At 45.4% G+C, this 17528-nt stretch carries 1 protein-coding gene (running past one end of the window); it reads left to right on the top strand.

Annotation, left to right across the window (positions count from 1 at the left end; translation table 11 throughout):
* Positions 1 to 17528, top strand: partial view of a hypothetical protein gene (locus GPL15_RS08135; RefSeq protein WP_215697814.1) — the 3' portion only. 18754 nt of this gene lie to the left of the window's left edge; the window shows 17528 of its 36282 coding nt (coding positions 18755-36282); its start codon lies off the left edge, out of view; it ends in the stop codon at positions 17526 to 17528.

Below are 17528 nucleotides of genomic sequence, written 5' to 3'. Positions count from 1 at the left end.
ATAACCGGGATGAAGAAGAGATTCTGGGTGAAGACAGGGATGCACTGGTTGGAAAACAGATGGTAGACCCGGAGAACCGGGTATCCAAACCGAGGAAGGATACCGGAGTAAAGGCCGGGGATGTACTGGCTGATGATTCTAGGGCTACAGCAGCGCAGGAACATCTGCAGAGCAACTGGTCTTACCGCAGATATTATAATTATTTCACACATGCAGTATATGAAGGCGGCCGAAGTTTCTGGTCTGAAGGTACAGTAAACCGTTGTGGCCATAGTAGCGATCTCCGCCATGGATATTACGATCAGTATTATTACTGTACAGCTTATCAGCATTGGGATGAATGGCACAGCAGGTATTTGAGAGACCGGGCTATCATCAATGTCAAGAATGCAGATAACCTTATGGATGTGGGAATCGGAGACGGAAATGGATATGTCCGTGATGCGGACGGTGACCCGATTCGTGATGCAAAGGGAAGTTTGGTAATCAATAACAACAGCCTTGATAACAAGTGGTATGACAGTTCCGTATGGAATGATTCTTATACGACAACTTACGCTGGTTTGAAGAATATGGCCAATTATAATGATTTAAGGCCATACACTTTGAAGATCGGCCAGGTGGCTCATCCGAATAGTATCGAGAAGAACCATAATTATACTCCGGGATGGGAATCTTATTGGAAGGGCGGATTTACTGCTGCTTCACAAGGGGGTTATAAGTCTCATGGTCATACTCATTATGGCTACAACTACAGTTGGACCTGCAGCAATACGAGCTATTGGTTCCTCTACATCAGAAGTTATGCTCCAGTCCTCGAAATGCCTATGCTCGATGAGTGGGCAGGAAAGTACTCCCATATCGACCGCGTGGAAATCGAAGATACTCTTCCGGCCATAACGAGAGAAGACGGATGGTATAAGGGCTTCTTCACCAGATATCTGGAAGTTGCTCCTAGCATGATTCCATATGTGGAATCCGTAACCGTTGATCTGGAAACCAGAAATACAGACGGAACCACATCTACCAGAACTGTAAAAGTCCCGAGAGGAGCTATTTACGGCAATACACAGAAACACAGCGCGGAGGCAGGATCCAATCCGAGAGCCCGCGGCAGCATTTCCTTATTCAGTGCAGCAGTGCCTGGAGATGGAGTGGAAGTTGATGAAGAAGGCAAGCCAATCATCATGCCAAGCGTTTCCGAGACCTATAATAAGGCCGGAGCAGGAAAGATTTATTTCCATTATGATGATATGAGAGCTGATCTGACAGACATGACCGCTACCCAGAGCAATGCATTGCTGGCTGGAGATGATATCACGGAAGTGATGTCCAACGATGAATTCAACGATTCCATCGTGGCGGCAACCAACGTGATTGAAGTTAAGAAAAACGAGTATCCCGTTAAGGTTACCTTCACCGCTGTGAATATACCTGGAAATGGTGATAACGCAAGTGAATTTAACGGCGTGCACAGAGATGATAACGGTGCGGCTCCGGACTTCTATATCTGGGGTAATATCAATGATATCATTGTTGACTTCTATGAACCGGCCAACGATATTTGGAAGAGCTATGACAGCAACAGATTTTTGTCCGGCAGCAGCGCATGGACGACTGCCCGGGTACAGCAACAGCGCTCCCAAGATATCATAAACCGCATGAAGAATCTCAGCGCGGAACCGAGCAAGGTGAACAGCGTAGAGGCCAAGTTCTATAAGACCGCTTATAACAAGATGATTAGTGAACCGATGTCTGCCGAAGAGTTCATTAATAGAAACTTCTGGGGATTTGATGACAAAGATACGGATGACAAATATAAACTGGGAGCTCCTATCGTTAAGAACGATGATGCCTACTGGTGGGCTCAATATGTTCAGCCAGCCGCAAAGGTTAACATCGATACCATGGACGATCCGGAGATGACACGGGTGTACGACTTCGCAGGTGATAATAAGTCGCCGATGAAGCTGCGTTACCGTATCTGGGCTGAGAACACCACTAAGAAGCAGGACCGCTATCTGACTACTGCGGATGGCAGCATTAAACTGGATCCAACCGGAAATCCGATAAAGAATCCGGAATATGAGAATACGGCTTATTATAAGGATATGAACTATATCAATGATCTTCCTGACGGATACCGCCTGGAGAAGATCTGGATACCGGCTCAGTTTATCGATAAAGGACCGTATGACGATTACAGTTTTGAGGCAGACCGCCTGACCCTGACTATGGGTAAATTGGAGAAGATCAAAGACGGAGAAACCAGTGTCGGCAATAAGCGGGAGTACAAAGTGGTTCCTGATCCTGACCCGAAGAACAAGGTGGAACTCCTTGAAGTAAAAGAAGGTGTCAAGGAGACAGAGGGAATCGACAGATTTGTACACAGCGAGTATATGCATCTGGTACCGACTATGGAAGAGGCCGAAAAAGCTGCGGAAGAGGGCAATAAAGAACTGCTTAGGTTTGCAGAAGAGGGTGATATATATGCCCATAAGTATTATGTGATCGATCTTGAGAAGATGTTCTTTGATGGAGTATTGAAACCGATCGAAATGCCTTATGTAGAGCCTGAAACCGGAGTGGAGCGGATTTACCTCCAGAATTACATAGCTTCTTATAATTATCATATCCGCGTTAAGAGCAAGTGGCTTGTGGATTATGAGAAGAATAAGACCCGTTATTTCCAGCCGGAGTCAACTCTGACAGGTAAGAGAGCCTTCGAAGAAAAGGATGGTAAGAAGGTAGAAATCACTCCTAAGGATAAGCTTCCAATCGATATCATGATGGAAGGTGTTTTCGTAGACAGGAGAAAGGATGAGAAGTTCAGGAAGGCAACCGACAGCAATGCAACGGAAAGCGATGCACAGGTTGAAGAGACATGGGAGAACCGCATGCCGTGGACTGAGACTTACAATTCCCTGCCATCCATTGATACCGACCAGTTTACGCTGAGACTGAAAGATGCCGTAAAAGATTACGTTTCCCTGACCGTTCAGGCAGCAGGCATTCATGTCATCAATATGACAGAAACCAAGAATCCGGAACAGCAGGCCAGTGGAAAAGGCTCCGAATTCCAGACGAAATACCTCACTGTGAGGGACAGCCGTATACTCGATTTCTATAACCGGGCTACCAGGCTGGAGATCGCAGTAAACCGGCTTCCATATAAAGACGCCGGATTGGAAGAGATTGATCCTGACGCACCGGATAAAGATGAAAAGAACCGGCCGATGACAGGTGACTATAACAAACAGGATGATCCGGATGAGTTTGATTACGATCCGAGGAAACCTGATTACCAGGTAAACGTCCGTAACCTGGTGCCTGGAGACAGATTTAACTACTTCATCACCGTTATTAACGAAAAAGATCCGGAACGTGCGACCTGTTCCTGGAACCAGCCGGTTATCCGGTTTAAGGCTCCGGAAGGAACCAGAATTGCAAGATGGATTTATCTGCCGGAAACCAGCTACGGCATGGGTGAGGCAGAAGGCTATACGGTGGATGCGGAACCGATCTATAAAGAAGGTACGGAAGACGAACCTGAGATGGTTTACCGCGGATACCAGGTGCCATATATTAACGGCGCAGAAGTGAAGTATCCGGAAGACAAAGATCCTCTGGTGACAGAACCGGAAACAGATGTAACCGTTCCGGAAGACAGAATCCAGTTGATTGCATATGATCCTTCTACAAGAGAAGTAACAGAGGACGGAGATGTTGTATTTAAACGTCTGCCTCATGATACGGAACTGGTGGATAAGGTCAGCAAAAACAAAGACCAGCAGCCGATTAATAAACCGACATTCCTGCGGTCTGCTCCGGTATATGAACCGGCACAGCAGGAGGATATAACCACAGATATCGTCTGGAGATTTGATAATGCGGTCATTCCGATCAATCAGGGAATCCGCATCATGGTGGTGCTGGAAGTAGAGGATGACTTTACGGACGAAGAAGGAAAGCCTGTGGATTACCGCGGTCGGGAGATCGAGGAATCCAACGTTTATATCGGAGCCCTTCCGGCTCATGGATATGAACCATTTTACTTCGGAAACGATGACAGGACGGGAGATAAATCCAACATCTCATTTGACGATGATATGGACCGTATCAAGGAAATCGTAGAAGAAGTTAAAAAGGACGACAGCACGGTAGAGTACAATGCGGTGAAAGCCGGCATTAACCTGACGGAAGAGTCAGATGTGGACAGAAAAACAACCCAGGCATGGGTGAAATCCTATGGTGCGAAGACCTATAAACCTGAAATCCCGATTAAATCCACTTTATATATGGAGAATAACGTGGATGGAGCAGAGGCTAAGCTGACAGTTGGCGAGCCATATGTAAAAGGTGAGAACGGTTTTAATGCAAAAGAAGCCACCAATGGTATGATCCGTAATGATGTCCGTCACGATATCGATGAATTCGATGTAATGGCAGATTTTATCGGCAATAACTATGATTATAATGGCTATTCCGATGTCAATCATCGGACTCAGGTGACCGGAAACAAGGCATTGGATCAGCAGGGATTCTTCATGAATGAGATTCCTAAGGTTATGTATGCTACCAATTCCAATGCTGAGAAGAATCAGGAGGCCAGATATTTTGTACAGTTGAGAGATGACCTGCGTGATAATCTGGAATCCGACGGCAGTGACGAAGATCCGTGGACAAAGAGCTATAATGACTTCTGGATTGAAGTGAATGGAGACGGCTACAAGCTGACCGATTTAGATGCAAACGGACAGCCTAAAGAAGATACAGAGCCTATCGACACATACCAGATTGCCAGATTCAAATGGAGATATTCCAACATAGCGGCCTACGGAGAACCGGAAGAAGACAATAAGGAAACTTATCTGACTATGGATCCGGTTGAGATCATCGGTATTGCGAAATACGCGGATAATAACCAGCAGCACAACGGTTCCAGCTACCAATACACCAGAGTTTTGGCAGTAGGCATTACCGGATACTGGCGGCATGACCACTTGAGCCTGGATGATGAGGGAGAGGTGGATTCCTACCGCTACCAGATCAGCGGAAAATCAGAACTGACCGTAAGGCGCAGACTGCCGCAGGTAGTATTAGACAGCCAGTCATTTGCTGTGAAGGATTATGCGGAAGAACAATACCTGATCAAGGGTGTCAATGACATTGAAGAGGATAAGGTCACCAATGCCAAGACAGCGGCACAGTTGAAGTTGTTTGCGGAAGCTTCTTCAAAGGGCGAGATGATGCCTGAAAACGAAGTATTTACGATCAAGGGATACCGGCCGAAACAGAAGATTTGGAATAAAGTTACCTTGCTGGCGCTGAACCGCGAGGAGCAGGATTCCAAAAAGGCATGTTCCATTAATGATCCTTATGGAAGCCTTGCAACCGGCGAACTTTACAGTCCAACCATCATAGATAAGGTGCCTGCATCTTATGTGATTATGCCAGGAAAGATGGGACTGAACGTCAGTGAAGACCCGTCGAATCCGACAAAAGTGACCCTGCCGGATGACTTCAACATTAAGTGGTACCGTGCAGACGGAACCATCAAGGATAAGACTGATCCGACCTGGGCAGAACCGATTGTTACGGTTTACCAGGTGAAAGAGAAGGATATCGGCGGTGCGTTCACCATTGAGAATGATAAACTGAATAAAGCGTTCTCAGTTGGAAACAACAAGACCGTCAGCCTGACAAATGATGTGGCAACGGATGAAACCACCTATTTCGTCTACACTTATAAGTTTGATAATGCAGATGAAACAAAGGAAAACACGGCAGCTCTGCTTCCGGGCGAACAGATCGAACTGATCTACCCTGTGGAAGCGAAGCAGAACGGTCTTCCAAGAGTGCAGATTGCAGAACTTCCTTATGAGAACAACGGCGCTTACCTTCCAAGCTTTGGACAGTATGGCTATACCAGCTATACTGGATACACCGCTTACACAAATGATAATGTGGTATATCCGTCTATCGATGATACCAAAACCAAGATGATGGATATGGATAACCTGATTCACGATGTAGCGGTAACCGGTCTCAGAGAAGGCGGAAGGGTGAAGGAGTTCATTCCATATGAAAAACTGGAAGACGCTAAAGTATATCATGATGATATGATGATCCATAGAAGTGAATTCCTGGGTGAATCCATGGCATATATGCCTGGCGCTTATGGAAATGCGGAAATGACATCCGATAAAGGTTCTAACAGCCATTATGGCAGCGGAGCCAACGGCAAGGCATGGGATTGTGATATGGACAGTTCCATACGGCAGAGGGTAATTGTTAAATTAGCTGAAACCAATGGTCTGACCGACGTCAATAATCACGATTCAGGCAAAGACCTTATGGATAACAACCGTTATTATGATGATAACAATGGACGTCCGGAACCGCTTTATGGAAACTATCGTATCAACAGCAGATACTATTTCCACTACAGAGATTATTATAAGGATGTTTTGAAAGAACGTACTTATAATACCATCGAGAACTGGGAAGGCGGTTTGGTACAATCCGAGAAGCCGGAAAACATGATTTGGGCTTCCAACAGCCTGCATCTTCAGAAAGCATGGCTCTATGGAACCAGCCAGTTCCTGCCGGATACTTTCTATAACAACAAGACAAGAGACAGAAACGTGAGTCGTACGGAATATCCTGCTGTGGCGCTTTATGATCTGAATTTAACCGATCAGGCTCCGGGCAGTGTTAACACTTCCTATGAACGGCAGATGTCTCCGACCAGAAGCTTCCAGTTCGGTGAAACGTATATAGCCCGTCTGTATGCGGCAAACTATGGCGACTGGGATTTGGATGGAGTAGTATTCACCTATGTGCTCCCAAGAGGCGTAATGCCATTACTGGGACGCCCAGGTTCAGACAGTACGGAAAATGGTCTGGATAAGTCACAGATTGACGTTCGAATGGGAGGCACCAGCATTAATCCTAATCTTGGTGAAAAACTGGATCCTGAAATGTTTGAAGTCAGAATCATTCAGTCTCCGAACATGGAACTGGTTGAAAATGGTGTGGACCAGACGAATCATTTGGCAGCTAATTCACCGATGGATCCGCAGATGGCGGCAGAATTTTACGATGGTAAGATGTATACTTACAGCGCTGATGATATCATGAAGCCGTGGGTAGTTGAAATTACCGTAAAAGATCCGCTGACAAAATGGTGGAACAGAGGTGATGATGAAGACCATTATCAGATGTATGTGGATATTGGATGTGTTGTCTATGGACAGAGTGAGAACGATCTGTATCATGACACCTTATATGTAGCTCCATATACTGAGAAGAAAGACGATACGGAACCTGACACAGGCATTCGCAATGAGGATTACTACCAGATTTATGACAGGAACCATTGGCGCGGCGATATTATCAAGATGGGTAATTACAGCCAGCTTCACAGCCAGACTTATGGAATGGATAAAATTCAGAATTATAAAGGTTCTTATGGTTATCCAGTTAATTACCTTTATATGAAACCGCAGTTCTATTCTCCAAATGTGATGTATTTTGATTACCGGAACCAGCTTTGCGGAACTTATATTGACGGAATGACTACAGGAAATGATGGTCAGAAGCTGATTGTTAACCCGCATATCCCGGATCAGGAATATATTAACTATATCCCAGTGGGAGATGGAACTGGAAATAACAGAAAGTACGCGGTCAGCGGTACGGAAGCCAAAGTTAAGAGCCCGTTAATCAGACATTGGTCTGAAGTGGATGGCAGCGAGGATGCGGCTCTTCATAATAAGTATGGGGAGAGCAAGTTCGATGAATTCTATCAGGCGATGGAAGACGGCACCTTTAAAGTAAGCATGTTTGCTGAAAACCAGTTTGTTTGGGAACAGATGCAGGAGATCGATGATGAAATCCACTACATAAACGGTGAAACTAACTACACCATATTGCCACCGTCACTTGTTGATGCGAGCCGTCATTGGGCGACTGGCAAAGGAAACTACTCCATGCCGGTATTCACGGACCTGCTGCCATACGGTATCGTACCTGTGGATGCAAACGGAGTACCTTATCCACGCAACGGTTTGGGTGAGGACGGCAAACTGATCGACTTTACAAGCCAGGAAGTGAAGGAGAGAGGAATTTCCTTTGAACTGGATGTCACAGATGTGGTAAACGGCAAGCCGGCAGTTGATAACACAGCCAGCGAAGTAACTAAGGACAAATATATAACAGAAATCCAATTCATCGATAAAGATGAGAACGGAAATCCTGTAAACCGTTATTTAGTCCGCTTTGTTCCATATATGAGGGTCTATTCTTCAATCGATTGGACTATGCGTCCGTATTATCAATTCACATATACAGATATGCTTAACATCGCATATGCGCCTGCTTTAAAATGGAACAACCGCTTGAATATTAGGTTTGATGCCATGGCGGTTGAGATGCCTGAGGCAGTGGATAAGGACGGTAAGAAAGTCGATGCTTATCTGGAAAGATGGCAGCAGAACCGCAGCTTTACCGGAAGCAAGGTTCCTGGATACAAGTTCTTTACAGATGAGAAACTGGCCGAAACCCACAGCTATAATCCTTATTATGTAGGGGAAGAATCCATTAAATACAGCCAGATCGATTTGGAGTGCCCGATTTGTGGTGAAAAGCATGTTCTCAATGATAAACGTTTGGACAGCACCGGTATGAACGGCAGAATCAAGGATCCAAGCCTGATCGGCAGAATGACGGCCGGCCAGGAGGATGATCCTAGTCTGAACGTGGAAGATTACGCTGACAGAACCGCTTTAAAAGTAAGTTATGGAGTACTTGACGTTAACGGAAACCGAATTACCGGTTACACGGAGAACAACGAAAATGTAGCCGACAGGTTTGTATCCAATGTTATGCAGATCAGAACCAAAAATCCGAGAATCACTTTGGATAAGCAGATTCACGAAGATCCCAAGGGAATTCTCCCTGAAGGATACATCGGAGGAGATGCGGATCAAAGCCCGGATTACCATGGAAATGATATTCATAACCATAAAGATTATAAGGAAGGAAAACATGCATTTGGCAAGACTTCCTGCGGAGCGGATTTCGAAGAAAATACATACACTGAAACAATATTAAAGAAGCTTACGGACCATGAAATTACTTATGGAACAAGACTTTGGTATAGTGTGAAAGTAAAGAATGAAGCTTCGGATTCCGAATGGGATACCTCTTACGGAAAACTGGATAAAGCTATTCCTTCAGAAGCCGGCTATTATGAAGATGATTATGAAGAGCAGATGAAGCTGGAGGAAGAATACAGGAATAACCTGATTCTGAGATCACAGAAACTGTCTGAAAGCGGCAGTGTGGCACATGGAGCATTTGTATTCTCCGACTATCTGCCAAGTACGCTGGCTTATGACAGGGCAATCATGATCGAAACTTCAGATGGTACTCTGCTTACGAAGAAAGAAGCAGAAGACGCAGGATGGACCATCATTGACAACTCCGCTGAGAAGCCGAAACCGGAAGACGGACACGACCGGGTGAAATTTGTAAGTATTACCGTGATCCCGCCCGCTACTCTTGAGGGAGCGTCCGGTCAGGAAGATGCTTATAAACAGATTGCCGGTGGAAAACACCCAGCCGGATATCTGAAAGCGGGAGAAGACTTCACGTTGAAGATCAGAACCCGTGTGGATACGGTTCCTACAGACGATAAAGATTATGATAAGGATGGACTCAGTAAAGATACTTATTATAATAAAGTATTTGTTAACTTGGATTGTCTGGATGGCAACTATTCAGAAATTACTGATAAAACCTTTGCCGATTACCGGTTAGGCGGACAGAATAAAGACAGTATCCGTTATTACAGCGGTGAAGACACAAAACGTTATGTGGATGGAGCAGGCGGAATTACTGTTAAACAGGACGCATTCATGACAGACGGAAAGACGGTGAAGGGCAGTGAAGAAAGAAGGCTGAATGCGTATAAGGACAACTGGAACCAGAAGGTTAAGGAAGAAGGCGAAAAAGAACGCTATGCATATGACAGCGCGTTTGGATTCAAGATAACCAGAGCCGAAGGAATTTCCAGAATCAATACGGATGAGCCGGTTGTGCTGCAGAGCAACGGAAGCCTTACTGTTCCGGACTTTAAAGCACTTACGCCGATTGATATTTACATCGATGAGGCTAGAATCGTAACAGGCAACCAGGCCAGTGCATACTTGTTAAATGACCTGCCGCTTTATTCAGTAATTAATAAGGCGGAAATGTACAATGACCTGAACAAAGATTACCCTGGAGCGATAGAAGTACTGAATACGGTGAAGAAGATTTCAACCGGTAAATGGTATATTCCAGAGGAAGTTTGTCTCGTCTACGATGAGAAAGAACAGCCGGAATTTGTAGCATCCGCGTCAAACGCTTACAGAAATGAGCTTAAAAAGCACTTGAAAGTGACTGTTTATTACTCCAGCCGAACAAAGACTAAAGAACAGCGTATGACTATAGATGAAAAGTTTGATGTCGACGCTGAGTATGAGGACGGCACAAGAGTATGGAATAAGCTTATCGAGAGTGATGTAGAGGAGAATAAGATATATGAGGTTCCATCTTCCGAATTGCAGACGGTGGGACAGGATATGAACCAGATTCTGTGGCATATCACCACGGACGATCCGGAGAAATATCCGATACCGGAAGGTTTCATGCTGGATATTGATGCAGATCCTAACAGTGACGGAACGCCTAAGGAAAAGAGAAAAGACAGAAAGAATATGTCGGATCTGAAGGCTGTAATGAATGAGAATGGTGAAAACACCAATCTGAACACTCAGGAACCGTATCACATTACCGACTACAAGGAAGGTGTGGATGACGTATATACCAACGGCATATTGATTAACCTGAATTCCAATACGCCGGACAGCGGAGCGATTTCCTATTCCTCACATTATCACAGGCTTTACACCCAGCTTGATGACATAAGCACTCAGGCGCTGGATTCCAAGAAGAGGGCAGGCTTCAGAATGGTTCAGAAGCTTCCGATCCTGGAACATTACCTCAACCATCAGTACTATAAGTATTCCAGAGATATGGATGGTATCGAACATTATAACTGGGTTGATACATCGGGAGGCGTTACTGTTCTCACTAAGGGACGTACCATGAAGTTCAGACTAAGACTGGACAATATGGATGATGAACATCTCAACGGAAAACATGATGAAGAGGATGTTATGGATAAGCCGACAACTACGGCAACCGTTCCTTCCATTTTCACCATCGATTCCTTAGAGTATGTACCTTATGACAAGGTGAAGGGTACCGCGCTGGATGATGATTATACCACCGAGTTTGACTATCCAACAGAGAGAACCCTGCTTTGGACCTATCATGTGGAATCTCTGGATGGCGGAGCTAAGAATGAAGAAACGTCGATTGAACTGAGAACGGAAGATCCTAAGGATTCCGTAGTATTCAGTAAATCCTTAGCCAGCGGCGAACGTTTTGTTCGTTTTGAATTTGACGGCCAGCTGATGCCGGGCGACAGAATTATTATTGAATACTTGGGCAGAATCACTGCGACCAATGAGAATAAAGACGGAACCAAGACTACGGTTACATCCGTTTACAGTACTAATGCTTATGGAACGCTGAAAAAGAACCCGCCGGCAGGCGATGAAGAGATTCCGTACAACACAGCGTCCGACCAGTATGATTACGATGAGGATAAATCAACTCAGGATAACATGATCATTGTTCAGTCAGGCGAGATTGAATTTGAACCTGGAACTGAAACAGCGGGAAGCAAGCTTGTAAAATCCCTGTTAAATGTGGACGGAGGAGCACTCACATATCCGATTCCTGTTTTAGAGGGTGAACGATATCACTACCGCAATGAAATATTGAATAAGAAACCGTATTTTGAGGATAAGGACGATAATTCCTATTACGATCCGATGATCTTCGACCTGCTTCCTGAAGCGGAAGATTCTAAGATTATTGGATTGCAGACACAGAGTGGAATTAAAGCTGTACCGAGAAAATCCATGTGGGGTCCGTTCAGTATTTTAAGCAGTAAATCCTATAAACTGTACCGCCAGTCAGGAAAGAATGAGTTTGAAGTTGACCCAAGTGATTATACGGTTTATGTAGGACCTGTAAGCAAGGAAGACGGTGCGATCACCGGGCCGGGCATAAATGATCAGGAACTGATCACAAGTCCTGAATACCGAATCAGTGTCAATTATTATGATGTAATGCGTCAGAAATTCAGGGGTGAAACAGTCAGCCCCGGTTTGATTCAGCAGTATCCGGTCTATGGATATGACTGGGAAGACCATTACGTGAAGATTGATGAGATCAGGGAACTTCAGGAAAATGATCCTGAATTAGCAGAAGAAGTCTTACGCGGCCTGCGGTATGTTGCAGTGAACTTCAATGATGAATTCGAGATGAAAGGCCAGACGAAGTTTACTCTGAGATATGACCAGAAGGTTCCTCTGAACCTGCCTGTATACTATGGAACACTGCCTGTTTCCATGGAAGAAGAGAATGCAAGGAATACGGTAAGGAGTTATGCCGCCGTCAATACCTTTGTAAGATATTGGCAGTCTCTGAATCCGGCAGAATCCAACGAGGCGATGGTATATGTCAACGCTCCGGAAGGCAGAGGATATATCGGAGATTATATCTGGCTGGATGATAACAGCGACGGCCTGCAGAATGAAATCTCTTATGAGATTCCTGATGAAAACAAGAGCCTGCGCACGCGTATGATTCCTAAGAGAGCCTATAATGAAGATACGGGCCGGTACGAACCGGACTGGGGAACGGATAAAGACGGCAATCTGCTTCCTGACCCAGGTATCAATCAAGTTTTGGTACAGCTCTTAACTCCTGGCGGACATCTTTCTAATATGGATGGCCAGGCGGTAGAAGCAGAACCTCATAAGGATGACTTGACAGGGGATATGCTCTACACCGTGCTGGATGATGAAACGGGAGAACCGGCAGTAGACTTTGAAGGTCTGCAGATTAAATCACCTTACGGTCCGGTTTCCTATACCTCAGAATCCGATTACTTCGGAAACCAGGGTTATTACATCCTTCCAAACTTGAAACCAGGCTCCTATAAGGTACGATTTACAATACCTGATAAATATAAAGACTATGGTCTCAGCACTCCTGTAGTCCGCGGCTCCGACATGAAGATTTATGCGGCCGGAGATACGGTATTGGAGAATGAAAAAGAAATTGAAGTTACCAGTCTTGTATTTGAAACTGTTCAGCCGATTACTGTGGAGGCAGCGGTTAAGTCCAGAGACAGCCAGTACGTATCCTGTGATATTGGTATCGGCAAACCTGTCCGCTACGGTGGAACTGTCTGGATCGATGAATACCAGGATGATTCCAAGACATCTTATGATGAAACGAACCGAGACAGTATTTACCAGAAAGAGAACCCGATTGAACCTCATGTCGGCAAAGAACATGTTCAGGTTACAGCCTTTATAAAGGGTGAGGTAGATGGTGCCGGCAATCCGGTTCCTGCCAAAGATATGCATGGAAAGCCAATGGTAACCAAGACCGATGAAAACGGTGATTACAGATTTGATTACATGCGGCCGAGCCGTTTGAAAGAGGACGGAACTTACGACCGAGAATATTACTTCATGATTACCGAAAGATACGATCCGATGTGGAAACCGACGTATATGACGTTTGCCAAAGTCCCGACAGAGGATGACGATAAAAATGACTTGAAGGCAGAAGGATTCACCAATCCGTTTGCAGCGGAAATTCCGGTTGATCCAGATACCAATGAGAGGAAACTGATTACGGATCCTGATAATCCGTACTATAACCTCTATGAACTGGATACGACAGTGGATATGGGTCTGAGAAACGGTGATGCCAACATCATTTCCGGTACAATCTGGGAAGATGAAAACCGGAACGGTATATTCGAACAGAATATGGACACCGGCTATAATGAAAAAGGCGTTGAAAATATCAACGTAAGGCTGATTCCATATATCTGGCTGCCGGAAGGCGATGAGAGTGAAGGCAACGGACAGTGGAAACGGGTATCCAAAATAGCGGACGCCCAAAAGGCTGATCTGTTCCAGTGGGAGATCACAACTCTGGCCACAGATTCCAATGCGGAATATACGGAAGGTGTGTTAGAGACCACAACCACTGAATCAGGCCAATACCTGTTCAGGAACCTGCCGGTAGAAACGGCGGTTAAGATCGACGACAAGCCGGATCAGACTTATCTGATGGGCTACCGGGTGAGCATACCGGATCTTCCGACACGGTATACAATCACACCAATGCATAATTATCCTATGGACGCACAAGAAGGTAAATCCTATCATGTGAGCGATCTGGATAAAGATGCCTTCATGCACAGCTATGAAGACTTGAGAGCCGGAGTGGGAGATACCATCTATATTCTGGCATCGGTTCTGGATCCGGATGACGGAGAAGAACATGTAAATATCAAGACAGTTGGAATTAAGACTGAAGATGGATTGAAGGCAGTCACCTACGATACCGACACCATCAATCCTCAGGAAAATGTGGATGGAGGAATTCTTCCATACAGCAAGGCAGAGATTGCCGGTGTTATCTGGAACGATGTTTCCAAAGATGACATCAGACAGCCGGAAGAAAGCGGTGTGGACGGAGTGAAGGTAATGCTTCAGTACCGTATGACCGCAACAGACAGCAATGGTGAACCGCAGGATCCTTATCTGGTAAGCGAAGATGGAGAGTACCTTTCCATATTCTCATACCGTTCTAAAGAATTCGATGTGGAAGCAGAAGCAGATCAGAAGGGACTTGTAAAAGATGTGGATTATTGGTTTGACAATAACTATATCATTCCTAAGAATCTGGCGGCTGAACAGGAATTTGAAGAAATGGCACGGGAAGACAAACTGAGAAGACAGGGACTTCTGGAAGACGCGGCGCGGCTGCGCAGGGAAGTACAGGAAATTGAAGAGGATTCCAAAGACGAATTCGAGAAATACGAGAATGTAAAACAGCAGAAGAAGGATCTGGAAGATGAGATCGCTTCCCTTCTGAATAAGAATACGGATTTGACCTCTCAATATGACGCCCTGGCTCTTGAATCGGATCATGTCACGCTGCAGATTAATAAAAATGCCCAGCTATTAGCTGATAAACGTGATGAGATCGGCCGCTTTATGGATGAACATTCTTCTGAAAGAAGCGAGTTTGAGAACCTGAAACAGAATAAGGAAAAAGCTCTGAAAGAGTTTACTGCCAATGCAAATCTGGTGAATGAGAACAAGGCTTTAGTCAAAGATCTGGAGACAGAGATTACGGAAGCCGAAGACAGCATCACCAAGACAGAAAAACGGATTACCGAAATTGATAAGCGCCTCGATGAACTGGGTGAAAGCCCTGTTGATCCTGACGAACTGACTGAGAAGGACGAACTGGAAGAAGAAAAGGCATCACTTCAGGAAGAACTGACAGACCTGGAAAGCCTAATCAGCAGCGATGAGACTAAGATCTCTGATGCGGAAGATGAAATACAACGGCTGGAGGAAGAAAACGCCGAACTGCAGAGTGATATAGATAAATACACGAAGCAGATTGACGAAAAACAGCCTGAAATCGACCGGATTGAAGCTGAACTGAAACGGCTTGAAGGAGAGGCGGAAGAACTGGAGAAGAAAGGCAAAGAGCTGAATAAGACCAGTTCCAATCTGATAAACCAGATGGCCTACATCATGATGGATAAGAGCGATTGCAAGGACCGTATGGACGAGTGCCAGCAGGAACTCCAAAGAGCAGAAAAGAGCCTGGTTGCACAGAGCAAGATCGTTGAAGAGATTGAAAAACGGATAAAAGAAAAGATTGAAGCTGCGGAGGCATTAGAAACTGAGGCTGATGTCTGGTACTTCTCTTATCTGATGTGCATCACGGCAGCAGACGGCAGATACAGTTTTGCTGATGTTCCGCTGTTTGACGAAACTTTATCAGCAAATCCGATCAGAAACCAGGATGAAAAAGAGGCAGTTCCTTATACCTTCCGGATCGTGACGGAAAAATCACTGAATATGGATTATGTAAAACTCCATATCGGCGACGACCGTCTGCACGATTCCGATGTTGGAGCGATTGCCAATAAGACACTGGACGGTATTGATTTAGAGAAGCAGGAGGCTTTGGCTGCTAAGTACGGAGCGATCCGTGAAAACATAGCTATAAGCCAGGGATTCACACCGCTTGAGCCTAAGAAAGACTGGTACAGCGTTTACGACGGCATCTACAGCCTGTACAGCAGCCGTTCTGATAAGACACATGATGTTGGTCTGAATGTCTACGATTGGTACAGCCAGTTAGGCGGTACGATTTGGAGAGATGATGACCATGACGGTATCATAGATGATTCCGAAAAAGGAATTGCCAATGTTCCAGTCAGCCTGTACCGTTACGGCAGGTATGAAGAAGGCAGCGAACCTGTTTACTATACCTACGAGGTACTCGGTCAGGAAGATATAGCCAGCGCATCCAACGCTACAGCATCCAATGCAGAAAAACAGTCTACGCTCATCCAGTTTACCGGAAAGAAGAAGATGACTTTCGGCTGGATCCCAGTGGAAGACGCAGCAGGTAAATCGGTTGCTTATACGGATGAAAACGGTAAGTACCGCTTCAAAGTTCTGGTTACCGATCCTGACAACCCGGTTGAACCTTATCTGTATAAGGTCAGCGTGGATAAGGGAGAAGGAGAACAAAACTGGTCGCCATTCACTTATGGTTTTGCAGCGGATGAAGTATCCAATGATGTGATTCCGGCAGATCAGTTCCTGAGCCTGAAGCATGGAAGTGAGACCCTGAGCAGTATCGTAGAGGAATCCGGCGTTGAACTGGATGAAGACGGATACATTCCGGAAGGTACGGTTCTGATTATCCCAGGTGTTTATGACCCGGCAGTATTTAAGGGTTATGTGCCTAAGGGAATGATTGATCCGGAACAGATGGAAGATATGCCTGAGGTATTCTCAATCATTACACCGGAAACCAAGCCGGAAGAAGGAGCATTTACCGAAGGTATGGGCAACGCCGCAGTCAGCCTGGTTGGAAACAGCGTGGGCCTGGAAGCGGACAGCGAAGAGTTGGCAGTTTCCCACGTATTCAGTCTGATGAATACGGAGAAAAAACCAGGTTCCAGATATGTGGATCTGTCCAGCAAGAAAGACGATCTTCATAAGAACGGAGGTATCTTGAAAGAGATTATACCGCCGGATGAACCTGAGAAGCCGGAAGATCCGGTTATACCACCGGATGAGCCGAAACGCCATGGCGGTTCAAGCGGTTCCGAACGGAGCATTAAAGAAGTTGTTAAAGTTCAGTTGATAGAACCGTTATTGATACTGTCAGACAAAGTATTTAACCCTAAGATGGGCTATTCCGATTATGTATGGACGGCATTACTGGCTATCGCGCTTGCGCTTGCAGCGCTGTATATAAGCCGCAAAAAGAAGAAATAA

This window comes from Clostridium sp. MCC353, assembly GCF_018785315.1.
Lineage (GTDB): Bacteria > Bacillota > Clostridia > Lachnospirales > Lachnospiraceae > CHH4-2.
This window is presented reverse-complemented; position numbering and strand designations above follow the sequence as displayed.